Source organism: Klebsiella sp. FDAARGOS_511 (genome assembly GCF_003812845.1).
In the GTDB taxonomy this organism is placed as follows: Bacteria; Pseudomonadota; Gammaproteobacteria; order Enterobacterales; family Enterobacteriaceae; genus Klebsiella; species Klebsiella grimontii.
Genome location: NZ_CP033824.1, coordinates 1,934,323 through 1,958,422, shown reverse-complemented (window position 1 = coordinate 1,958,422; position 24,100 = coordinate 1,934,323). Strand labels below are relative to the sequence as shown.

Sequence of the window (24,100 nt, the reverse complement as noted above, 5' to 3'; positions counted from 1 at the left end):
ATAAATGATATTTCAGAATTAATTACTGCACTTTGGCAAAGGGAATTTAGCGTGACAGTGGAGTTAAATATGTTAAAAGAAGATACTGAATATAAACCAACCTCTGAGGTAGAAAACACCAAACCTCAGCTGCGGATGGTCGACCTCAATCTGCTAACCGTATTCGATGCGGTCATGCAGGAACAAAATATCACTCGTGCGGCACATTCCCTGGGAATGTCGCAGCCGGCGGTCAGCAATGCCGTATCAAGACTGAAAGTGATGTTTAATGATGAGCTGTTTGTTCGTTATGGACGCGGCATCCAGCCAACGGCACGTGCTTATCAGCTTTTTGGTTCTGTGCGGCAGGCATTGCAATTAGTGCAGAACGAATTGCCGGGCTCGGGCTTTGAGCCGCTTAGCAGCGAGCGGGTGTTTAATTTATGCGTTTGCAGCCCGCTGGATAACGCATTGACTTCGGTTATTTTCAATAAAGTTGGTGAGATTGCGCCCAACATTCATTTGGTCTTTAAATCGGCATTGAATCAAAACACGGAACATCAATTACGTTATCAGGAAATTGAATTCGTTATTGGCTATGAAGAGTTTCGTCGCCCTGAGTTTGCCTGCGTGCCTTTATTTAAAGATGAAATGGTGCTGGTGGCGAGCCGGAAACATCCGCGTATTTCTGGCCCAATGATGGAAAATGATATTTATCAGGAGGAGCACGCGGTTGTCGCTCTCGATCGATACGCTTCATTTAGCCAGCCATGGTATGACACTGCGGATAAACAATCGCGTATTGCTTATCAGGGGAACGCGATGGTTAGCGTATTAAATGTGGTTTCCCAGACCAACATGGTTGCTATCGCGCCACGCTGGTTAGCCAGCGAGTTTGCCGATAAGCTGGATTTGCAAATATTACCTTTGCCGCTGAAAGTGAATAGCCGTACCTGCTATCTTTCCTGGCATGAAGCGGCAGGCCGCGATAAAGGCCATCAGTGGATGGAAGAATTGCTGGTCAATATCTGCCAGCGATAAACGGTCGCAATACAAACGGGGGCTTCGGCTCCTGCTTTGTGTGACAAAAATCACTAAACGTAGAATTTTATTCTGTTTGCGATTGTCCGCTCCCGGCGCTGTCCGTTAAAAAATGGATGATTTGCTGTAGTTGGTTATTTTCCCCGAGTATTGACTATCATATTTTCTTATCTCCGAAGTTTTTCACCGTGTTTTACCTGCGAACCTTTCTTTTATCCTTTTAATGCCTCTTATGTGCCGACGGTCGCCAATTGCCTGCCCGTTAGCGAGCAGTTATGGTAACGCCATGCAGTCTATTCACCTCACTACGAAGCCATTGCGCTTCGTCTTGTGCGAGCGCGCGGAAATCGGATTCCGCTGTCGTTAAAAACAATAAGCCGGGAGGCAAACCATGGAGATGTTGTCAGGAGCCGAGATGGTCGTCCAGTCGCTGGTCGATCAGGGCGTCAAGCAAGTATTCGGTTATCCCGGGGGCGCTGTCCTCGATATTTATGATGCGTTACACACCCTGGGCGGTATCGATCACGTTCTGGTCCGCCATGAGCAAGCTGCCGTTCACATGGCGGATGGCCTTGCCCGCGCAACCGGCGAAGTTGGAGTGGTGCTGGTCACCTCCGGTCCGGGGGCGACTAACGCGATAACCGGTATTGCGACGGCTTATATGGATTCCATTCCGTTGGTGATTCTTTCCGGTCAGGTCGCGACCTCCTTAATCGGCTACGATGCGTTCCAGGAATGTGACATGGTGGGTATCTCCCGACCGGTGGTCAAACACAGCTTCCTGGTTAAGCAAACCGAAGATATTCCTGGCGTGCTGAAAAAAGCCTTTTGGCTGGCGGCCAGCGGGCGTCCCGGCCCGGTTGTCGTCGATTTACCGAAAGATATCCTCAATCCGGCCAAAAAGCTGCCGTACGTTTGGCCGGATACGGTTAGCATGCGCTCGTATAACCCGACAACGTCGGGCCATAAAGGGCAAATTAAACGCGCGTTACAGACGCTGGTTTCGGCAAAAAAACCGGTGGTTTATGTCGGCGGCGGGGCGATTAACGCCCAATGTGAACCGCAGCTGTATACACTGGTTGAGAAGCTGAAGCTGCCGGTGGCGTCTTCGCTGATGGGGCTCGGCGCCTTTCCGGCATCGCACCAGCAGGCGCTGGGGATGCTGGGCATGCATGGCACTTATGAAGCCAACATGACCATGCACAATTCCGACGTGATTTTCGCCGTTGGCGTGCGCTTCGACGATCGTACGACGAATAATCTGGCCAGGTACTGTCCGAACGCGACGGTACTGCATATCGATATCGATCCCACTTCAATATCCAAGACGGTGCCTGCCGACGTGCCTATTGTTGGCGACGCCCGCCTGGTGCTGGAACAGATGCTGGAGCTGCTCGAACACGAGGAGACCCAGCAGCCGCTGGATGAAATCCGTGACTGGTGGCAGCAGATTGAACAGTGGCGCGCGCGTCACTGCCTGCAATACGACACGCAAAGCGGCAAGATTAAACCGCAGGCGGTAATTGAAACCATCTGGCGGCTGACTCACGGCGATGCGTACGTGACGTCAGATGTTGGTCAGCATCAGATGTTCGCGGCGCTTTATTATCCTTTCGACAAACCGCGGCGTTGGATTAACTCTGGTGGTCTGGGGACCATGGGATTTGGTCTTCCTGCCGCGCTGGGCGTGAAGATGGCGCTGCCGGAAGAAACGGTGATTTGCGTGACCGGCGACGGCAGTATCCAGATGAATATTCAGGAGCTTTCTACCGCGCTGCAGTACGAGCTGCCGGTACTGGTGCTGAACCTTAATAACCGCTATCTCGGGATGGTGAAGCAGTGGCAGGATATGCTCTATTCTGGCCGTCATTCGCAGTCCTATATGGAGTCATTGCCCGATTTTGCTCGCGTAGCGGAAGCCTACGGCCATGTGGGAATTCGTATTAGCGACCCGCAGGAGCTGGAAGCGAAGCTAGCCGAGGCGCTGGAGCAGGTGCGTAACAATCGACTGGTTTTTGTCGATGTCACGGTTGACGGCAGTGAGCATGTATACCCCATGCAGATTCGTGGCGGCGGTATGGACGAGATGTGGCTGAGCAAAACGGAGAGGACCTGATTATGCGCCGGATATTATCAGTATTACTGGAGAACGAATCGGGCGCTTTATCCCGCGTGATCGGCCTCTTTTCACAGCGCGGTTATAATATTGAAAGCCTGACGGTAGCGCCGACGGACGATCCGACGTTATCCAGAATGACGATTCAGACCGTTGGCGATGAGAAAGCGATTGAGCAGATAGAAAAGCAGCTGCACAAGCTGGTGGACGTGCTGCGCGTTAACGAACTCGGGCAAGGCGCGCACGTAGAGCGCGAGATTATGCTGGTGAAGGTCCAGGCCAGCGGCTATGGGCGCGATGAGGTAAAGCGCAATACGGAAATCTTCCGCGGGCAAATTATCGACGTCACGCCGTCTATCTATACCGTTCAATTGGCGGGAACTAGCGACAAGCTGGATGCGTTTTTAGCGTCGCTGCGCGATGTGGCCCGTATTGTTGAGGTTGCCCGCTCCGGCGTTGTCGGATTGTCGCGCGGCGACAAAATCATGCGCTGAGCAGCGCAAACTGACGTAAAAATAGCCCGACACCCCCTGTCGGGCTATTTTTTTGCGAAATCGGTGGGAACTGTAGACTAAAGCGGTTGCTGCACTTACTTTTCTGCGCTTAGATGTTATAAAAACGAATCCATACCTGAAGAATGGTTATGTTCTGTACTTATTACCCAAGGGGCAATTGTGAAACTGGATGAAATCGCCCGGCTGGCCGGTGTCTCGCGAACTACCGCTAGCTATGTGATTAATGGTAAAGCGAAGCAGTATCGCGTCAGCGATAAAACTGTTGAAAAGGTGATGGCGGTCGTTCGTGAGCACAACTATCACCCGAATGCGGTTGCTGCAGGCTTGCGTGCAGGACGTACGCGGTCCATTGGTCTGGTTATCCCGGACCTGGAAAACACCAGCTATACGCGCATCGCTAATTACCTGGAGCGTCAGGCCCGCCAGCGCGGCTACCAACTGCTGATCGCCTGTTCCGAAGATCAACCGGATAACGAAATGCGTTGTATAGAGCATCTGCTGCAGCGTCAGGTCGATGCGATTATCGTTTCCACCTCATTACCTCCTGAGCATCCGTTCTATCAGCGCTGGGCTAACGATCCGTTCCCGATTGTTGCTCTTGACCGCGCGCTCGATCGTGAGCACTTCACCAGCGTCGTCGGCGCCGATCAGGACGATGCTGAAATGCTCGGCGCGGAGTTACGTAAATTCCCCGCTGAAACGGTGCTTTACCTTGGCGCCCTGCCGGAACTTTCGGTGAGCTTCCTGCGTGAGCAGGGGTTCCGTACGGCGTGGAAGGACGATCCGCGAGAGGTGCATTTCCTCTACGCTAACAGCTACGAGCGCGAAGCCGCGGCGCAGCTATTTGAAAAGTGGCTGGAAACCCATCCGATGCCTCAGGCGCTGTTCACGACTTCGTTTCCGCTGCTGCAGGGTGTGATGGACGTGACGCTGCGCAGGGAAGGGAAGTTGCCTTCGGAACTGGCTATTGCCACTTTTGGCGATAATGAACTGCTGGATTTTCTCCAGTGCCCCGTTTTAGCCGTTGCTCAGCGTCATCGCGACGTTGCGGAACGCGTGCTGGAGATTGTGCTCGCCAGCCTTGATGAACCGCGGAAGCCGAAACCGGGGTTAAGCCGCATTCGGCGCAATCTTTATCGTCGCGGCAGCCTGAACCGTCGCTGAGCGCAATACCAGGATTATTCGTAGGAAATTCGCCAGACGGAGACACGTCTGGCGATAATCTGGATAAATGACGTAAAAATTGCAGGGTTAAGCATCTTTCAGACAAATCCTTAATCTTCCTGACATCTCTTTTAATTCTATTCTTAGCGCCATTTATTTAGTGGTTTAATTAACCGATAAAAGGATTAGCGTATTTATTTGTATTATTTTGTTACATTCGGCGGGTGAGTTGCTGAATTAACGCCCGTTTCCTCACTATTATGAGTGCCATAAGCGCTATACCCCGCAGTAAGAGAGCCTCTCCTGCGAAAACTGGTACTGTTAACGGTCATCAGAATGACCTAAAATGCCGCTCGCGTCGCAAACTGACACTTTATATTTTCCCCGCGAAGATATTTTGCTGCTTTAACTGTTACAAGTTTGTTGGTTGTTTTCTTACCGATATTCATAACGTTAATTTGCCTCGTTTGTTGGTTGATTTTTCCTCAGGGCAAATATCGGCTGTAAATAATGGGTTTTTGAGCTCTGTTGGCATTCGTGCTGGCTTGACAAGCTTTTCCTCCGCTCCGTAAACTCCTTCTTGTGGGAATTTGTGGGGTAAAGTGGCGAAAAGGGGTGAGGCTGGCATGTTCCGTGGGGCAACGTTAGTCAATCTCGACAGCAAAGGCCGTCTGGCCGTACCGACGCGCTACCGCGATGGGCTGATCGAGGACGCTTCCGGTCAATTGGTGTGCACCATTGACATCCATCACCCGTGCCTGCTGCTTTACCCTTTGCCTGAATGGGAAATCATCGAGCAAAAATTGTCGCGTTTATCGAGCATGAACCCCACCGAGCGGCGCGTACAGCGTTTGCTTTTGGGACATGCCAGCGAATGTCAGATGGATAGCGCCGGGCGGCTATTAATAGCGCCGGTGCTGCGGCAACATGCCGGGCTGACAAAAGAAGTGATGCTGGTCGGGCAGTTCAATAAGTTTGAGCTGTGGGATGAAACGACCTGGTATCAACGGGTCAAGGAAGATATCGACGCTGAGCAGTCCGCTTCCGGGGAACTGTCGGAGCGCCTGCAGGATTTGTCTTTGTAAAATGATGGAAAATTATAAACACACTACGGTACTGCTGGATGAAGCCGTTAACGGCCTGAATATTCGTCCAAATGGTATCTACATTGATGGTACCTTTGGTCGCGGCGGCCACTCGCGCCTGATTCTCTCCCAACTGGGAGCGGAGGGACGTCTGCTGGCGATCGATCGCGATCCGCAGGCTATCGCCGTCGCGAAAACTATCGATGATCCCCGCTTTTCCATCGTTCATGGTCCTTTTTCTCAGCTGGCCGACTATGTTGGCGAGCGCAATCTAACCGGTAAGATCGACGGTATTTTGCTCGATCTTGGCGTCTCCTCGCCGCAGCTGGATGACGCTGAACGTGGTTTCTCGTTCATGCGCGATGGCCCGCTGGATATGCGTATGGATCCGACGCGCGGTCAATCTGCCGCTGAATGGCTACAAACCGCCGACGAGGCGGACATCGCCTGGGTCATTAAAACCTTTGGCGAAGAGCGCTTTGGTAAACGCATCGCCCGCGCCATCGTCGAACGCAACCGCATCGAACCGATGACGCGCACCAAAGAGCTGGCGGAAGTCGTTGCGGCGGCGACGCCGGTGAAAGACAAATTCAAACATCCCGCGACCCGTACCTTCCAGGCGGTGCGCATTTGGGTGAACAGTGAACTGGAGGAGATAGAGCAGGCGCTAAAAAGCTCGCTCAGCGTGCTGGCCCCAGGCGGGCGGCTCTCAATCATCAGTTTCCACTCGCTGGAAGACCGTATTGTGAAGCGCTTTATGCGCGAGCAAAGCCGCGGTCCGCAGGTTCCAGCCGGCTTACCGATGACCGAAGAGCAGCTTAAAAAACTGGGCGGTCGTGAGTTAAGAGCATTAGGCAAGTTGATGCCGGGCGAAAAAGAGGTAGCTGAAAATCCTCGTGCCCGTAGTTCAGTTCTGCGTATTGCAGAGAGGACGAACGCATGATCGGCAGAGTGACAGAAGCCCTAAGCAAGGTGAAAGGGTCGATAGGAAGCAACGAGCGCCATGCTTTGCCTGGCGTGATCGGAGACGACCTTCTGCGGTTTGGGAAGCTGCCACTCTGCCTGTTCATTTGCATCATTATCACGGCGATTACGGTGGTGACAACGGCGCACCATACTCGCCTGTTAACCGCGCAGCGTGAACAGCTGGTGCTGGAACGCGACGCGCTGGATATTGAATGGCGCAACCTGATCCTCGAAGAGAACGCTCTCGGCGATCACAGTCGGGTTGAGCGGATCGCGACCGAGAAGCTGCAGATGCAGCACGTCGATCCATCACAAGAAAATATCGTTGTACAGAAATAAGGATTATTGCGACGCATGAAAGCAGCGCCGAAAACGCCAAAAGCAAAACGTCAGGAAGAACAGGCCAACTTTATCAGTTGGCGTTTTGCGTTGCTGTGCGGCTGTATTCTGCTGGCGCTGGGCTTCCTGCTGGGTCGCGTGGCCTGGCTACAGGTGATTAGTCCGGACATGCTGGTACGTCAGGGCGATATGCGTTCTCTGCGCGTGCAGGAGGTCTCCACCGCGCGCGGCATGATAACCGATCGTTCCGGCCGCCCGCTGGCGGTGAGCGTGCCGGTAAAAGCTATCTGGGCTGACCCGAAAGAGCTGCATGAAGCCGGCGGCGTGACGCTCGACAACCGCTGGAAGGCCCTGGCCGATGCGCTGAATATGCCGCTGGATCAGCTGGCATCGCGCATCAATACCAATCCGCGGATGCGCTTTATCTATCTGGCGCGTCAGGTGAATCCTGATATGGCCGATTATATCCGCAAACTTAAGCTGCCGGGGATTCATCTGCGGGAAGAGTCCCGCCGCTATTATCCGTCGGGCGAAGTAACTGCTCACCTCATTGGCTTCACTAACGTCGATAGCCAGGGGATTGAGGGGGTTGAGAAGAGCTTCGATAAGTGGCTCACCGGCCAGCCCGGCGAGCGTATCGTGCGTAAAGACCGCTATGGGCGTGTCATCGAAGATATCTCATCTACCGATAGCCAGGCCGCGCATAACCTGGCGCTGAGCATTGATGAGCGCCTGCAGGCGCTGGTGTATCGCGAGCTTAATAATGCGGTGGCGTTTAACAAAGCGGAGTCCGGCACTGCGGTTCTGGTTGACGTCAACACCGGCGAAGTACTGGCGATGGCCAATAGCCCATCCTACAACCCGAACAATTTCGCGGGCACCTCCAAAGATACTATGCGTAACCGCGCCATTACCGACGTGTTTGAGCCGGGTTCAACGGTGAAGCCGATGGTGGTGATGACGGCGCTTCAGCGCGGTATTGTTAACGAAAATACCGTACTGAACACCATTCCCTATCGAATTAACGGCCACGAAATCAAAGACGTGGCGCGCTATAGCGAATTGACCCTGACCGGGGTGCTACAGAAGTCGAGTAACGTCGGTGTTTCCAAGCTGGCGTTAGCGATGCCGTCCTCAGCGTTAGTAGACACTTACTCACGTTTTGGACTTGGAAAAGCGACCAATTTGGGGTTGGTCGGAGAACGCAGTGGCTTATACCCTCAAAAACAACGGTGGTCTGACATAGAGAGGGCCACCTTTTCTTTCGGCTATGGGCTAATGGTAACCCCGTTACAGTTAGCGCGAGTCTACGCAACGATCGGCAGCTACGGCATCTATCGCCCGCTGTCGATTACCAAAGTTGATCCACCGGTTCCGGGCGAGCGCGTCTTCCCGGAATCACTCGTTCGTACCGTTGTTCATATGATGGAAAGCGTGGCGCTGCCCGGCGGCGGCGGCGTGAAGGCGGCGATCAAAGGCTATCGCATCGCCATTAAAACCGGTACGGCGAAGAAAGTAGGGCCTGATGGTCGCTACATCAACAAATATATTGCTTACACCGCAGGCGTTGCGCCCGCCAGCCATCCACGCTTCGCGCTGGTGGTGGTGATCAACGATCCGCAGGCAGGTAAATACTACGGCGGCGCCGTTTCCGCGCCGGTCTTCGGTGCCATCATGGGCGGCGTACTGCGTACCATGAACATTGAACCGGATGCGCTGGCAACGGCTGAAAAAAGTGAATTAGTGATTAATCAAGGCGAGGGAACAGGTGGCAGATCGTAATTTGCGCGACCTTCTCGCTCCGTGGGTGCCAAATGCGCCGGAGCGAATTCTGCGAGAAATGACGCTGGACAGCCGGGTGGCTGCTTCAGGCGATCTTTTTGTCGCGGTTTTAGGTCATCAGGCGGACGGGCGTCGTTATATCCCGCAGGCGATAGCGCAAGGTGTTGCTGCCATTATTGCTGAGGCCAAAGATGAGGCTCATGACGGTGAAATCCGTGAAATGCACGGTGTGCCGGTTATCTATCTGAGCCAACTCAACGAGCGCTTATCCGCGCTGGCCGGACGTTTTTACCATCAGCCTTCGGAGCAACTGCGCCTGGTTGGCGTCACCGGGACTAACGGCAAGACCACCACCACCCAGCTGCTGGCGCAATGGGCGCAGCTGCTGGGGGAAACTAGCGCGGTAATGGGAACCGTAGGCAATGGCCTGCTGGAGAAAGTTATCCCCACGGAAAACACCACCGGTTCGGCGGTTGATGTTCAACACGTACTCTCTGGCCTGGTAGGGCAGGGGGCGACGTTCGCCGCGATGGAAGTTTCCTCTCACGGCCTGGTACAGCACCGCGTCGCCGCGCTGCAGTTTGCCGCGTCAGTCTTCACCAACCTGAGCCGCGATCACCTTGATTACCATGGTGATATGGAGCATTACGAAGCGGCGAAATGGCTGCTCTACTCAACCCACCATTGCGGACAGGCGATCGTCAACGCGGACGATGAGGTTGGTCGCCGCTGGCTGGCGAAGCTGCCGGATGCGGTTGCCGTATCAATGGAAGACCATATTAATCCGAACTGCCGGGGGCGTTGGCTGAAAGCAACCGCCGTGAACTATCACGACAGCGGCGCCACCATTCAGTTTGCCTCCAGCTGGGGGAACGGCGAGATCGAAAGCCGCCTGATGGGCGCCTTTAACGTCAGCAATCTGCTGCTGGCGTTAGCCACTCTGCTGGCGCTGGGCTATCCGCTGGCCGAACTGCTTAAAACCGCCGTGCGCCTGCAGCCGGTTTGCGGGCGTATGGAAGTGTTCAGCGCGCCGGGTAAACCGACCGTCGTGGTTGATTATGCTCACACGCCCGACGCGCTGGAAAAAGCGCTGCAGGCGGCGCGTCTGCACTGCAACGGTAAACTGTGGTGCGTGTTCGGCTGCGGTGGAGACCGCGACAAAGGCAAGCGTCCGCTGATGGGCGCTATCGCCGAAGAGTTTGCCGATATCGTGGTTGTCACCGATGACAACCCGCGTACCGAAGAGCCGCGGGCGATTATCAACGATATCCTGGCCGGTATGCTCGATGCGGGCCATGCCAAAGCGGTGGAAGGGCGCGCGGAGGCGGTGACCAACGCGGTGATGCAGGCGAAAGAAAACGATGTCGTTCTGGTGGCGGGTAAAGGCCACGAGGATTATCAAATTGTCGGCAATCGCCGACTCGATTACTCCGATCGCGTCACCGTGGCGCGTCTGCTGGGGGCGGTAGCATGATTCGCTTGACTCTCAGCCAGCTGGCCGACATCACGCGCGGCGAGCTGCACGGCAGCGATGTGGCGATCGAAGACGTCACCACTGACACCCGTAAGGTCACGGCAGGCTGCCTGTTTGTGGCGCTAAAAGGCGAGCGCTTTGACGCTCATGACTTTGCCGAACAGGCTAAGGCTGCCGGCGCGGGCGCATTGTTGGTCAGCCATCGACTGGCCTGCGATTTGCCGCAGGTGGTAGTAAAGGATACGCGTCTGGCGTTTGGCGAACTGGCCGCGTGGGTGCGTCAGCAGGTGTCGGCGCGGGTGGTCGCGCTGACGGGCTCTTCTGGAAAAACCTCGGTCAAAGAGATGACCGCCGCGATTCTGAGCCAGTGTGGTAATACGCTGTATACCGCTGGCAACCTGAACAACGATATCGGCGTGCCGATGACGCTGCTGCGTCTCACCAAAGAGCATGACTACGCGGTCATCGAGTTAGGCGCTAATCACCAGGGGGAAATTGCCTGGACCGTTAGCCTGACCCGTCCCGACGCCGCGTTAGTGAATAACCTGGCCGCCGCGCACCTGGAGGGTTTTGGTTCCCTGGAAGGCGTAGCGAAAGCGAAGGGCGAAATTTACACCGGTCTGCCGCTCAACGGCATCGCAATTATGAATGCCGACAATAATGACTGGCTGAACTGGCAAAACGTCATTGGCGAGCGTAAAACCTGGCGCTTCTCGCCGAATGCCGCCAATAGCGACTTCACGGCAACTAACGTTCATGTGACTTCGCACGGGACCGAATTTACTCTGCGAACCCCAACCGGCAGCGTTGATGTGCTGCTGCCGCTGCCGGGGCGCCATAACATCGCCAACGCGCTGGCCGCAGCGGCGCTCTCTATGGCGGTAGGCGCGACGCATGAGGCAATTAAAGCGGGGCTGAAAGATCTAAAAGCGGTGCCGGGGCGTTTATTCCCGATTCAACTCACCGATAGCCAGCTCCTGCTGGATGACTCCTATAACGCCAACGTCGGCTCGCTGACCGCCGCGGTACAGGTGCTATCTGAGATGCCGGGCTACCGGGTGCTGGTTGTTGGCGATATGGCTGAACTTGGTGCGGAAAGCCAGGCGTGCCATCGTCAGGTGGGCGAAGCGGCAAAAGCGGCCGGGCTCGATCGCGTATTGAGCGTAGGTTCCTTGAGCGCGGAGATTAGCGGCGCCAGCGGCGTCGGTGAACACTTTAACGATAAAGCGTTGCTGGTAACGCGGCTGCAAGCGCTGCTGTCAGAACATAAAATTATGACCATTTTAGTGAAGGGTTCACGTAGTGCCGCCATGGAAGTGGTAGTACGCGCATTACAGGAGAACGGAACATGTTAGTATGGCTGGCCGAACATTTGGTCAAATATTACTCAGGCTTTAACGTCTTTTCTTACCTGACGTTTCGCGCCATTGTCAGCCTGCTGACCGCGCTGTTCATCTCTTTGTGGATGGGCCCGCGCATGATTGCCCGTCTGCAAAAACTCTCTTTTGGCCAGGTTGTACGTAATGATGGCCCGGAATCTCACTTTAGCAAGCGCGGTACGCCAACGATGGGCGGGATTATGATCCTGACTGCCATTGTTGTCTCCGTTCTACTATGGGCCTATCCTTCCAACCCCTACGTCTGGTGTGTGCTGACGGTTCTGGTCGGCTACGGCATCATCGGTTTTGTTGACGACTACCGTAAGGTAGTACGTAAAGACACCAAGGGGCTGATTGCCCGCTGGAAATACTTCTGGATGTCGGTGATTGCGCTGGGCGTTGCCTTTGCGCTGTACATGGCGGGTAAAGATACGCCAGCGACTCAGCTGGTAGTGCCGTTCTTCAAAGACGTCATGCCGCAGCTGGGCCTGTTCTACGTCCTGCTGGCCTACTTTGTCATCGTCGGAACCGGGAATGCGGTCAACCTGACCGACGGCCTCGATGGGCTGGCGATTATGCCGACCGTATTTGTTGCCGCCGGATTCGCGCTGGTCGCGTGGGCGACGGGTAACATGAATTTCGCCAACTACCTGCATATCCCTTATTTGCGTCACGCTGGTGAACTGGTGATCGTCTGTACGGCGATTGTCGGCGCGGGGCTGGGCTTCTTGTGGTTTAACACCTATCCGGCGCAGGTCTTTATGGGCGATGTGGGTTCTCTGGCGCTCGGCGGCGCGCTGGGTATTATCGCCGTGCTGCTGCGCCAGGAGTTTCTGCTGGTGATTATGGGCGGCGTATTCGTAGTGGAAACGCTCTCGGTGATTCTGCAGGTCGGCTCCTTCAAGCTGCGCGGTCAGCGCATCTTCCGCATGGCGCCGATCCACCATCACTATGAACTGAAAGGCTGGCCGGAACCGCGCGTGATCGTGCGCTTCTGGATTATTTCGCTGATGCTGGTGCTGATAGGCCTGGCGACGCTGAAGGTACGTTAATCATGGCAGATTATCAGGGTAAAAAAGTCGTCATTATTGGGCTGGGTATGACCGGCCTGTCATGCGTGGACTTTTTCATGGCTCGCGGCGTGACGCCGCGGGTGATGGATACCCGCGTTGCGCCTGCGGGACTGGATAAACTGCCGGAAGCCGTTGAGCGCTATGTCGGCGGTCTGAACGAAGATTGGCTGTTGACGGCTGACCTGATTGTCGCCAGCCCGGGCATCGCGCTGGCGCATCCTTCCCTGAGCGCGGCGGCGGATGCAGGCGTAGAAATTGTCGGCGATATCGAACTTTTCTGCCGCGAGGCGCAGGCGCCGATTATAGCTATCACCGGGTCTAACGGTAAAAGCACCGTAACTTCGCTGGTAGGGGAAATGGCGAAGGCGGCGGGTCTGAACGTCGGCGTAGGCGGCAATATTGGTCTGCCGGCGCTGATGCTGCTGGATCCTGAGCGCGAACTTTATGTTCTTGAGCTTTCCAGCTTCCAGCTGGAAACCACTTCGAGCCTGCGAGCGGTAGCGGCGACGATCCTTAACGTCACCGAAGATCATATGGACCGCTACCCGCTGGGGCTTCAGCAGTACCGCGCCGCCAAACTGCGAGTTTACGAAAATGCGCGGGCCTGTATCGTCAACGCTGACGATGCGTTAACCATGCCGGTACGCGGTGCTGACGATCGTTGCATTAGCTTCGGCGTGGACGTTGGCGACTATCACCTGAATCGTCAGCAAGGGGAAACCTGGCTGCGCGTCAAAGGCGAGAAAGTGCTCAACGTCAAAGAGATGAAGATTAGCGGCCAGCACAACTACAGTAACGCCCTGGCTGCGTTGGCCCTGGCTGATGCCGCTAGTTTGCCGCGCGCCAGCAGCTTGAAAGCGCTGACTACATTTACCGGCCTGGCGCATCGTTTCCAGCAGGTGCTGGAGCACAACGGCGTGCGCTGGATCAATGATTCTAAAGCGACGAATGTCGGTAGTACCGAAGCGGCGCTCAATGGGCTGCACCTTGACGGAACGCTGTATCTGCTGCTGGGCGGCGATGGTAAATCGGCTGATTTCACGCCGTTAAGCCGTTACCTGACCGGCGACAACGTCCGCCTGTACTGCTTTGGCCGCGACGGCGCGCAGCTGGCTGCCCTTCGCCCGGATGTCGCTGTGCAAACGGAAACCATGGAGCAGGCGATGCGCCAGATTGCGCCGCAGGTTGTCCCGGGCGATATGGTTCTGCTATCTCCAGCGTGCGCCAGCCTCGATCAGTTTAAAAACTTTGAACAACGCGGCGACGTATTTGCTCGCCTGGCGAAGGAGTTAGGTTGATGCGTTTATCACTCCCGCGCCTGAAAATGCCACGGCTGAGACTGCCGCGTCTGCCGGGAATGTTTATTTTCGCATGGCTGTTCGCCGCGCTGAAAGGCTGGGTGATGGGCTCGCGGCAAAAAGATACCGATAGCCTGGTGATGTATGACCGGATGCTGCTGTGGCTGACCTTTGGCCTGGCCGCGATCGGCTTCATTATGGTGACCTCGGCGTCGATGCCGGTAGGTCAGCGTCTGGCTAACGACCCGTTTCTGTTTGCCAAACGCGATGGTTTATACATCCTGTTGGCTCTCGGGCTGGCGATGGTGACACTGCGCCTGCCGATGGAGTTCTGGCAACGCCATAGTACCGCGATGCTGATCGCCTCTATCGTCATGCTGCTGATCGTTCTGGTGGTTGGCAGCTCGGTCAACGGCGCATCGCGCTGGATTGCGCTGGGACCGCTGCGTATCCAGCCTGCGGAGTTCACCAAGCTGTCGCTGTTCTGCTACATCGCCAACTACCTGGTGCGTAAAGGCGACGAAGTGCGTAACAACCTGCGCGGCTTCCTGAAGCCGATGGGCGTGATTTTCGTACTGGCGATTTTACTGCTGGCGCAGCCTGACCTCGGGACCGTCGTCGTGCTGTTTGTGACCACCCTGGCCATGCTGTTTCTGGCAGGGGCCAAGCTGTGGCAGTTCATCGCCATTATCGGTATGGGGATCTCGGCGGTCGTACTGCTGATTCTCGCCGAGCCGTATCGTATTCGCCGCGTAACCTCTTTCTGGAACCCGTGGGAAGATCCGTTTGGCAGCGGCTATCAGTTGACCCAGTCGCTGATGGCCTTTGGTCGCGGCGAAATGTGGGGGCAAGGCCTGGGCAATTCGGTGCAGAAACTGGAGTATTTGCCGGAGGCGCATACCGATTTCATCTTCGCCATTATCGGCGAAGAGCTCGGTTATATCGGTGTGGTACTCGCTCTTTTAATGGTATTCTTCGTCGCTTTTCGCGCCATGTCCATTGGCCGTAAGGCGCTGGAGATTGACCATCGTTTCTCCGGATTTCTGGCCTGCGCCATTGGGATTTGGTTTAGCTTTCAGGCGTTGGTAAACGTCGGCGCGGCGGCGGGTATGCTGCCAACTAAAGGCCTGACGCTGCCGCTGATCAGCTACGGCGGATCGAGCTTGCTGATTATGTCGACGGCCATCATGTTGCTGTTACGAATTGATTATGAAACGCGCCTGGAAAAAGCCCAGGCGTTTACACGGGGTGTTCGATGAGCGGTCAGGAAAAGCGGTTAATGGTGATGGCGGGCGGTACCGGCGGACATGTGTTCCCGGGACTGGCGGTTGCGCACCATTTAATGGACCAGGGCTGGCAGGTTCGCTGGCTGGGCACCGCGGATCGTATGGAAGCGGATTTAGTGCCGAAGAACGGCATTGAAATTGATTTCATTCAGATTTCCGGCCTGCGCGGCAAGGGCCTTAAGGCGCAACTGCTGGTGCCGGTGCGCATTTTCAACGCCTGGCGTCAGGCGCGGGCGATTATGCGGCGTTTTCAGCCGGACGTGGTTCTGGGTATGGGCGGATACGTTTCCGGCCCCGGCGGTCTGGCGGCATGGTCGCTGGGGATCCCCGTTGTTCTGCATGAGCAGAACGGGATTGCCGGCCTGACGAATAAATGGCTGGCGAAAATCGCTAAAAAAGTGATGCAGGCGTTCCCCGGCGCTTTCCCGCATGCCGATGTTGTGGGCAACCCGGTTCGCACCGATGTGCTGGCGCTGCCGCTGCCGGAGCAGCGCTTAGTCGGACGTCAGGGACCGATTCGCGTATTGGTCGTGGGCGGTTCGCAGGGCGCGCGCGTGCTCAATCAGACGATGCCGCAGGTGGCGGCGAAGCTCGGTGTTTCTGTCACCATCTGGCACCAGAGCGGTAAAGGCGGTCAGGAAACCGTGCAGCAGGCCTACTCCGATGCCGGGCAGCCGCAGCATAAAGTTACCGAATTTATCGACGACATGGCGGCGGCATATGCCTGGGCCGATGTTGTTGTGTGTCGTTCCGGTGCGCTGACGGTGAGCGAAATTGCCGCCGCTGGTTTACCCGCGCTGTTTGTGCCTTTTCAGCACAAAGATCGTCAGCAGTACTGGAATGCGCTGCCGCTGGAGAAGGCCGGGGCAGCGAAGATCCTTGAGCAGCCGCAGTTCACCGTGGAGGCCGTCGCGCAGACCCTGGCAAGTTGGGATCGCGTAACGCTGCTGGATATGGCGGAGCGAGCGCGTAGAGCCTCGATTCCGGATGCGACCGAACGGGTAGCTGAAGAAGTGAGCGCCGCAGCACTGGCGCGCTAATCGCGGTGATAATCACCGTCCGAATAAAGAAGTTGATGGCGTAAAGAATGAATACACAAGATCTGGCAAAACTGCGTTCCATAGTGCCCGAGATGCGTCGCGTCCGGCACATTCACTTTGTTGGCATTGGCGGTGCCGGCATGGGCGGTATTGCCGAAGTTCTGGCCAACGAAGGTTATCAGATTAGCGGCTCCGACCTGGCGCCGAATCCGGTGACTCAGCAGCTGGCTCAGCTTGGCGCTACGATTTATTTCAACCATCGCCCTGAGAACGTGCGCGATGCGAGCGTTGTCGTCGTTTCCAGCGCAATTTCTGCGGATAACCCGGAGATTGTCGCTGCCCACGAAGCACGTATTCCGGTTATTCGTCGCGCCGAAATGCTGGCGGAGCTGATGCGTTTTCGTCACGGCATTGCCATTGCCGGCACGCACGGAAAAACCACGACTACGGCGATGGTATCGAGCATTTATGCTGAAGCGGGACTTGATCCAACCTTCGTTAACGGCGGTCTGGTGAAAGCCGCTGGCGTCCACGCCCGTCTTGGCCACAGCCGCTACCTGATTGCCGAAGCGGATGAAAGCGACGCTTCGTTCCTGCATTTACAGCCGATGGTTGCTATCGTGACCAATATCGAAGCCGATCATATGGATACCTACCATGGCGACTTCGAAAACCTGAAGCAGACGTTTATTAACTTCCTGCACAATCTGCCGTTCTATGGTCGTGCGGTGATGTGCGTGGACGATCCTGTTATCCGTGAACTGTTGCCGCGCGTTGGTCGCCAGATAACCACTTACGGATTTAGCGATGATGCCGATGTTCGCGTTGAAGATTATCGCCAGCTCGGCGCTCAGGGCCATTTCCGTCTGGTTCGCCAGGATAAAGAAGTCATTCAGGTGACACTGAACGCTCCGGGTCGCCACAATGCGCTGAACGCGGCGGCGGCGGTGGCCGTTGCGACGGAAGAGGGCATTGATGATGCTGCTATCCTGCGCGCACTGGAAAGCTTCCAGGGCACCGGCCGTCGCTTTGATTTCCTTGGCGAATACCCGTTAGCTGAGGTTAACGGTAAAAGCGGCACCGCGATGCTAATCGATGATTATGGTCATCATCCTACGGAAGTGGATGCCACCATTAAAGCAGCGCGGGCGGGCTGGCCGGATAAAAACCTGGTGATGCTGTTTCAGCCACACCGTTTTACCCGTACGCGCGATCTGTACGATGATTTCGCCAACGTACTGACCCAGGTTGACGCGCTGCTGATGCTGGACGTTTATTCCGCGGGGGAAGCCGCTATTCCTGGCGCCGACAGCCGCTCGCTGTGCCGTACGATCCGCGGTCGCGGTAAAGTTGACCCAATTCTGGTTTCCGACCCGGCGCAGGCGGCAGAGATGCTGGCTTCAGTGTTGACCGGCAACGATCTGGTGCTGGTTCAGGGGGCGGGAAATATCGGTAAAATCGCCCGTCACCTGGCGGAAATCAAATTGCAGCCGCAAAAATCGCAGGAGGAGCGCCATGGCTGATAAAATCGCGGTCCTCTTTGGCGGAACCTCCGCTGAACGTGAAGTCTCTCTCAATTCAGGTTCGGCGGTGCTCGCTGGCCTGCGTGAAGCCGGGGTCGATGCACACCCGGTAGACCCGCGCGACGTGGATATTACCCAATTGAAAAATATGGGGTTTCAGAAAGCGTTTATTGCCCTGCATGGTCGTGGCGGTGAAGATGGAACATTGCAGGGGCTGCTGGAGCTGATTCACCTGCCCTATACCGGCAGTGGCGTAATGGCTTCGGCTATCTCAATGGATAAACTGCGCAGCAAATTGCTGTGGCAGGGGGCTGGGCTGCCAGTTGCGCCATGGGTTGCGCTCACGCGTAAACAGTTCAGCGCAGGACTTTCTGCTGAGTTAGAACAGCAAATCGCCGCCCTCGGACTGCCGTTGATTATTAAACCGAGTCGGGAAGGCTCAAGTGTCGGTATGTCTAAAGTCAGCGAAAGTTGCGCATTGCAAGATGCATTGACGCTGGCTTTTCAGCACGATGACGAAGTTCTAATCGAAAAATGGCTCAGTGGGCCGGAATTTACCGTCGCTATCGTCGGAGAAGAAATTTTACCGTCAATACGTATCCAGGCGGCTGGAACCTTCTATGATTATGAAGCAAAGTATCTCTCTGATGAAACGCAATATTTCTGCCCAGGTTTTGAAGATCCCGCGCGCGAGTCAGAAATTCAGGCTCTGGTGCAAAAAGCCTGGGATACTCTTGGCTGTTACGGCTGGGGACGAATTGATGTGATGCTGGACAGCGATGGCCAGTTTTATCTGCTGGAAGCAAACACCTCTCCTGGCATGACCAGCCATAGCCTGGTGCCAATGGCGGCGCGTCAGGCCGGGATGAGCTTCTCGCAGCTTGTTGTACGAATTCTGGACCTGGCGGGGTGATATGTCGCAGGCTGCGCTGAATACGCGGAACCACGAAGAGGAAGAAGAAACTTCTTCGCGTCGAAGTAATGGCTCTCGTCTGGCAGGTATTTTCTTCCTGCTGGCGGTGCTCTGTACCGTGCTGGTCAGCGGATGGATGGTTCTGGGCTGGATGGAAGATGCACAGCGATTACCGCTGTCAAAGATGGTGGTCACCGGTGAGCGTCACTACACGCGCAACGATGATATCCGTCAGGCGATTCTGGCATTAGGGTCGCCGGGCACCTTTATGACGCAGGACGTCAATATAATTCAAAGCCAGATTGAACGTCTGCCCTGGATTAAGCAGGCGAGCGTCAGAAAGCAGTGGCCGGACGAATTGAAGATTCATCTGGTTGAATATGTGCCGATTGCGCGCTGGAATGATCAGCATATGGTAGACGTGGACGGAAATTCTTTCAGCGTGCCGTCAGATCGCACCAGTAAACAGAATTTACCGATGTTGTACGGCCCGGAAGGCAGCGAGAACGAAGTTCTTCAGGGCTATCGCGACATGGGGCAGGTGCTGGCAAAGGATAAGTTCACGTTGAAAGTGGCGGCAATGACCGCGCGTCGTTCCTGGCAGTTGACGCTGAATAACGATATTAAGCTCAACCTTGGCCGGGGTGACACCATGAAACGGCTTCAGCGCTTTATGGAACTCTACCCGGTTCTTCAGCAGCAGGCGCAGACCGACGGCAAACGGATAAGCTACGTTGATTTGCGTTATGACTCGGGAGCGGCAGTCGGTTGGGTACCGGCTCCCGTAGAGGAAGCTCAACAACAACAGAATCAGGCACAGGCAGAACAACAATGATCAAGGCGACGGACAGAAAACTGGTAGTTGGACTGGAGATTGGCACCGCTAAGGTTGCCGCTTTAGTAGGGGAAGTTCTGCCCGACGGTATGATTAATATCATTGGCGTGGGCAGTTGCCCATCGCGTGGTATGGATAAAGGCGGAGTGAACGACCTGGAATCCGTGGTGAAATGCGTACAGCGCGCCATTGACCAGGCCGAACTGATGGCGGATTGCCAGATCTCGTCAGTCTATCTGGCGCTTTCAGGCAAACATATCAGCTGTCAAAATGAAATCGGCATGGTGCCGATTTCAGAAGAAGAAGTGACGCAGGACGACGTTGAAAACGTGGTACATACCGCGAAATCGGTTCGCGTGCGCGACGAACATCGCGTTCTGCACGTTATCCCGCAGGAGTACGCTATCGATTACCAGGAGGGGATCAAAAACCCCGTCGGATTGTCTGGCGTACGTATGCAGGCGAAAGTGCATTTGATTACCTGCCATAACGATATGGCGAAAAATATTGTCAAAGCGGTGGAACGTTGCGGTCTGAAAGTTGACCAGCTCATTTTCGCCGGTTTAGCCGCCAGCTATTCCGTATTAACGGAAGACGAACGTGAACTGGGTGTCTGCGTGGTGGACATCGGCGGTGGTACAATGGATATAGCGGTATATACCGGCGGCGCGCTGCGTCATACCAAAGTGATCCCGTACGCGGGCAACGTGGTGACCAGCGATATTGCCTACGCTTTCGGTACGCCGCCGAGCGACGCGGAAGCCATTAAAGTGCGTCACGGCTGTGCGCTGGGCTCCATCGTTGGTAAAGACGAAAATGTAGAAGTACCCAGCGTGGGTGGGCGTCCACCTCGCAGCCTGCAGCGTCAGACGCTGGCAGAGGTGATTGAGCCACGTTATACCGAATTGCTCAACCTGGTTAATGAAGAGATTCTGCAACTGCAGGAACAGCTGCGTCAGCAAGGTGTGAAGCACCACCTGGCGGCAGGCATTGTATTAACCGGCGGCGCGGCGCAAATTGAAGGACTTGCCGCCTGCGCGCAGCGCGTATTCCATACGCAGGTGAGGATTGGCGCGCCGCTGAACATTACCGGATTAACGGATTATGCCCAGGAGCCGTATTACTCGACGGCGGTTGGGCTGCTGCACTACGGGAAGGAATCTCATCTCAGTGGTGAAGCAGAAGTGGAAAAACGCGTAACGGTCGGGTCGTGGATCAAACGACTCAACAGTTGGTTGCGAAAAGAGTTTTAATTTTTTAAGAGAACGCAGAAAATTAGCGATCTCAGGCGACAGGCACAACGGAGAGAGAAATTATGTTTGAACCTATGGAACTGACCAACGACGCGGTGATTAAAGTCATCGGCGTCGGTGGCGGCGGCGGTAACGCCGTTGAGCACATGGTGCGCGAGCGCATTGAGGGTGTTGAGTTTTTCGCGGTGAACACCGACGCGCAGGCTCTGCGCAAAACGGCTGTTGGCCAGACTATCCAGATCGGTAGCGGTATTACTAAAGGCCTGGGCGCAGGCGCAAACCCGGAAGTCGGCCGTAACGCAGCGGATGAAGACCGTGAAGCGCTGCGTGCCGCTCTTGACGGCGCCGACATGGTGTTTATCGCAGCCGGCATGGGCGGCGGTACCGGAACCGGTGCTGCGCCAGTGGTTGCTGAAGTCGCAAAAGATTTAGGTATCCTGACCGTTGCCGTTGTGACTAAGCCTTTCAATTTTGAAGGCAAGAAACGTATGGCGTTCGCTGAGCAGGGTATCACCGAGCTATCCAAGCACGTTGACTCGCTGATCACCATCCCGAACGACAAACTGCTGAAAGTACTGGGTCGCGGCATTTCTCTGCTCGACGCCTTCGGCGCTGCAAACGACGTGCTGAAAGGCGCGGTGCAGGGTATCGCTGAACTGATCACCCGACCTGGCCTGATGAACGTCGACTTTGCGGACGTGCGTACCGTGATGTCTGAAATGGGCTACGCCATGATGGGTTCCGGCGTGGCGAGCGGTGAAGACCGTGCGGAAGAAGCGGCTGAAATGGCGATTTCTTCTCCGCTGCTGGAAGATATCGATCTGTCCGGTGCGCGTGGCGTTCTGGTCAACATCACCGCGGGCTTCGACCTGCGTCTGGATGAGTTCGAGACTGTGGGTAATACTATCCGCGCATTTGCTTCGGATAACGCCACCGTGGTTATCGGTACTTCTCTGGACCCGGATATGAACGACGAACTGCGCGTAACCGTTGTTGCCACCGGTATCGGTATGGACAAACGTCCAGAAATTACTCTGGTGACTAACAAACAGGTGCAGCAGCCAGTGATGGATCGTTACCAGCAGCACGGTATGTCTCCATTGACTCAAGAGCAGAAACCGGCCGCAAAAGTGGTCAACGACAATACGCCGCAGGCGGCGAAAGAGCCGGATTATCTGGATATCCCAGCCTTCCTGCGTAAGCAAGCCGATTAAGAATTGGCTGGAAGTTGGGCATCTGCGCTCTTTGTGCTAAACTGGCCTGCCGAATGTGTAGTACACTTCGGTTGGATAGGTAACTTGGCGAGATTATACGATGATCAAACAAAGGACTCTTAAACGTATCGTTCAGGCGACTGGCGTCGGTTTGCATACCGGCAAGAAAGTCACCCTAACGTTACGCCCTGCGCCGGCAAATACCGGGGTCATCTATCGTCGCACCGACTTGAATCCACCGGTTGATTTTCCGGCTGATGCCAAATCTGTGCGTGATACCATGCTCTGTACTTGCCTGGTCAACGAGCATGACGTGCGGATATCGACGGTCGAGCACCTCAATGCTGCATTGGCTGGCTTGGGTATCGACAACATTATTATTGAAGTCGATGCGCCGGAAGTTCCGATTATGGACGGTAGTGCGGCTCCGTTCGTTTATCTGTTGCTGGATGCCGGCATCGATGAACTGAACTGCGCTAAGAAATTTGTGCGTATTAAAGAGACGGTTCGCGTTGAAGATGGCGATAAATGGGCTGAATTCAAACCGTACAATGGTTTTTCACTGGACTTCACCATTGATTTTAACCATCCGGCGATTGATTCCAGTAGCCAGCGCTACGCAATGAACTTCTCGGCTGATGCGTTTATGCGCCAGATTAGCCGCGCGCGTACCTTCGGTTTCATGCGTGATATCGAATATCTGCAGTCCCGCGGCCTGTGCCTGGGCGGCAGCTTCGATTGTGCCATCGTTGTTGACGATTATCGCGTACTGAACGAAGACGGTCTGCGCTTTGAAGATGAGTTTGTCCGTCACAAAATGCTGGATGCCATTGGCGACCTCTTTATGTGTGGTCACAATATTATCGGTGCATTTACGGCGTACAAATCCGGTCACGCGCTGAATAACAAATTGCTGCAGGCTGTTCTGGCAAAACAGGAAGCCTGGGAGTATGTGACCTTCGAGGACGACGCAGAAATGCCGCTGGCGTTCCGCGCTCCAACGCTGGTTCTGGCATAAGTCAGACCCGATAGTAAATTCGACTGGTAACCTGGTACTCTCTCCGGCCAGGGAGCCAGTCGTTTTCTTTTTTATATTCCCGCTGCGCCCTGCTTTGATTTTTAACTGCATTTTTTACGCGTTCGTTCCTTTTTTAAACGTTTTTACCCCGCCTGAGACTTCATTCCTGCTGCCGTGACGACGTATTAATGTTAGTATTTGAACGCAAAATATTTCTTAGGGTTGCTACCAACAAAAGGTAACGTAATTGAGTGGATTGCTGACGCGCTGGCGACAGTTTGGCAGACGGTATTTCTGGCCGCATCTCCTGTTGGGGATGGTCGCGGCTAGCCTTGGCCTGCCTGCGCTTAGCAATGGTCATGAGCATGAGACCGCGTCGCCCGCAAAAACGACGTCCAGCAATCATCATCCTGCGAAAGTCAATTTTTCCCAGCTTGCGCTGCTGGAAACTTCTAGCCGTCGACCCAATTTCACCGTTGATTACTGGCATCAGCACGCCATTCGTACGGTTATTCGCCATCTCTCTTTTGCGATGGCGCCGCAGGCGCTGCCGGTAGCGGAAGAGTCTTCACCGCTTCAGGCGCAGCATCTGGCTCTTCTCGACACGCTTAGCGCGCTGTTGACGCAGGATAGTACTCCTCCTGCCATTGTTCACCTGGCGGCATACACCCCCTCTTTTTCCCACCGCGCGTTTCGCGTCTGTACCTGGATTAGCCAGGTTACCGGCATTCGCGCCGGGCCTCAACGCCTCAGCTAAACCAAAAACGGACCATTCTATTTTTTTGACTCCGCACCGCGGGGCGTTTG

General features: G+C 55.3%; 21 protein-coding genes. All 21 read left to right on the top strand.

From position 1 onward, the window contains the following. The first annotated feature begins 51 nt into the window (after positions 1-51). The 21 genes from leuO to secM all read left to right on the top strand — a co-directional run bounded on the left by leuO (position 52) and on the right by secM (position 24,050). Positions 52-1,020 (top strand): transcriptional regulator LeuO, encoded by a 969-nt coding sequence (leuO, locus tag EGY08_RS10410; RefSeq protein ID WP_087828464.1) that lies wholly within the window; start codon positions 52-54, stop codon positions 1,018-1,020. 391 nt (positions 1,021-1,411) lie between these two features. Beyond that, a complete protein-coding gene (gene ilvI / locus EGY08_RS10405) occupies positions 1,412-3,136 on the top strand; it encodes an acetolactate synthase 3 large subunit (protein WP_004128929.1) in 1,725 nt (574 codons plus the stop codon). A 2-nt stretch (positions 3,137-3,138) separates the two neighbouring features. Further along, the gene (ilvN, locus tag EGY08_RS10400; protein ID WP_004098573.1) at positions 3,139-3,630 is read left to right on the top strand and encodes an acetolactate synthase small subunit; all 492 of its coding nucleotides are present in this window, start codon (positions 3,139-3,141) and stop codon (positions 3,628-3,630) included. A gap of 180 nt (positions 3,631-3,810) precedes the next feature. Beyond that, positions 3,811-4,815, top strand: coding sequence for a catabolite repressor/activator (cra, locus tag EGY08_RS10395; protein ID WP_004098577.1), 1,005 nt, complete (start codon positions 3,811-3,813; stop codon positions 4,813-4,815). Positions 4,816-5,441: 626 nt separating this feature from the next. Further along, a complete protein-coding gene (gene mraZ, locus EGY08_RS10390; RefSeq protein ID WP_004108122.1) occupies positions 5,442-5,900 on the top strand; it encodes a division/cell wall cluster transcriptional repressor MraZ in 459 nt (152 codons plus the stop codon). 1 nt (position 5,901) lies between these two features. Continuing rightward, on the top strand, positions 5,902-6,843 hold the full coding sequence (gene rsmH / locus EGY08_RS10385) for a 16S rRNA (cytosine(1402)-N(4))-methyltransferase RsmH (protein ID WP_004128935.1): 942 nt from the start codon (positions 5,902-5,904) through the stop codon (positions 6,841-6,843). After that, complete coding sequence (gene ftsL / locus EGY08_RS10380) at positions 6,840-7,205, top strand: cell division protein FtsL (RefSeq protein WP_002888550.1); 366 nt, start codon at positions 6,840-6,842, stop codon at positions 7,203-7,205. Before rsmH ends, ftsL begins: the two co-directional genes overlap by 4 nt. A 15-nt stretch (positions 7,206-7,220) precedes the next feature. Continuing rightward, on the top strand, positions 7,221-8,987 hold the full coding sequence (locus tag EGY08_RS10375) for a peptidoglycan glycosyltransferase FtsI (RefSeq protein WP_004098582.1): 1,767 nt from the start codon (positions 7,221-7,223) through the stop codon (positions 8,985-8,987). Continuing rightward, entirely contained in the window at positions 8,974-10,461 is a 1,488-nt protein-coding gene (gene murE, locus EGY08_RS10370) for a UDP-N-acetylmuramoyl-L-alanyl-D-glutamate--2,6-diaminopimelate ligase (RefSeq protein WP_004128941.1), read from the top strand. The genes EGY08_RS10375 and murE overlap by 14 nt, the downstream gene beginning before the upstream one ends. Then, positions 10,458-11,816: a UDP-N-acetylmuramoyl-tripeptide--D-alanyl-D-alanine ligase gene (murF, locus tag EGY08_RS10365; RefSeq protein WP_123828469.1), complete on the top strand. Its 1,359-nt coding sequence runs from the start codon at positions 10,458-10,460 to the stop codon at positions 11,814-11,816. The genes murE and murF overlap by 4 nt, the downstream gene beginning before the upstream one ends. Further along, entirely contained in the window at positions 11,810-12,892 is a 1,083-nt protein-coding gene (gene mraY / locus EGY08_RS10360) for a phospho-N-acetylmuramoyl-pentapeptide-transferase (protein ID WP_004098585.1), read from the top strand. Before murF ends, mraY begins: the two co-directional genes overlap by 7 nt. A gap of 2 nt (positions 12,893-12,894) precedes the next feature. After that, entirely contained in the window at positions 12,895-14,211 is a 1,317-nt protein-coding gene (gene murD, locus EGY08_RS10355) for a UDP-N-acetylmuramoyl-L-alanine--D-glutamate ligase (RefSeq protein WP_004128946.1), read from the top strand. Further along, a complete protein-coding gene (ftsW, locus tag EGY08_RS10350; RefSeq protein WP_004128950.1) occupies positions 14,211-15,470 on the top strand; it encodes a cell division protein FtsW in 1,260 nt (419 codons plus the stop codon). The genes murD and ftsW overlap by 1 nt, the downstream gene beginning before the upstream one ends. After that, a complete protein-coding gene (gene murG / locus EGY08_RS10345; RefSeq protein ID WP_123828468.1) occupies positions 15,467-16,537 on the top strand; it encodes an undecaprenyldiphospho-muramoylpentapeptide beta-N-acetylglucosaminyltransferase in 1,071 nt (356 codons plus the stop codon). The genes ftsW and murG overlap by 4 nt, the downstream gene beginning before the upstream one ends. 47 nt (positions 16,538-16,584) lie before the next feature. Further along, entirely contained in the window at positions 16,585-18,060 is a 1,476-nt protein-coding gene (murC, locus tag EGY08_RS10340) for a UDP-N-acetylmuramate--L-alanine ligase (protein ID WP_004128955.1), read from the top strand. After that, positions 18,053-18,973 carry a D-alanine--D-alanine ligase gene (locus EGY08_RS10335; RefSeq protein ID WP_004128959.1) on the top strand — a complete coding sequence of 307 codons (921 nt, stop codon included), beginning with the start codon at positions 18,053-18,055 and terminating at the stop codon, positions 18,971-18,973. Before murC ends, EGY08_RS10335 begins: the two co-directional genes overlap by 8 nt. Position 18,974: 1 nt before the next feature. Continuing rightward, complete coding sequence (gene ftsQ / locus EGY08_RS10330) at positions 18,975-19,808, top strand: cell division protein FtsQ (RefSeq protein WP_004128960.1); 834 nt, start codon at positions 18,975-18,977, stop codon at positions 19,806-19,808. Then, positions 19,805-21,061: a cell division protein FtsA gene (gene ftsA / locus EGY08_RS10325; protein ID WP_004098594.1), complete on the top strand. Its 1,257-nt coding sequence runs from the start codon at positions 19,805-19,807 to the stop codon at positions 21,059-21,061. The genes ftsQ and ftsA overlap by 4 nt, the downstream gene beginning before the upstream one ends. A gap of 62 nt (positions 21,062-21,123) precedes the next feature. After that, entirely contained in the window at positions 21,124-22,275 is a 1,152-nt protein-coding gene (gene ftsZ, locus EGY08_RS10320; RefSeq protein WP_004098597.1) for a cell division protein FtsZ, read from the top strand. Positions 22,276-22,375: 100 nt separating this feature from the next. After that, a complete protein-coding gene (gene lpxC / locus EGY08_RS10315; protein WP_004098599.1) occupies positions 22,376-23,293 on the top strand; it encodes a UDP-3-O-acyl-N-acetylglucosamine deacetylase in 918 nt (305 codons plus the stop codon). A 247-nt stretch (positions 23,294-23,540) separates the two neighbouring features. Then, on the top strand, positions 23,541-24,050 hold the full coding sequence (secM, locus tag EGY08_RS10310) for a secA translation cis-regulator SecM (RefSeq protein ID WP_177447618.1): 510 nt from the start codon (positions 23,541-23,543) through the stop codon (positions 24,048-24,050). Positions 24,051-24,100: the final 50 nt, after the last annotated feature.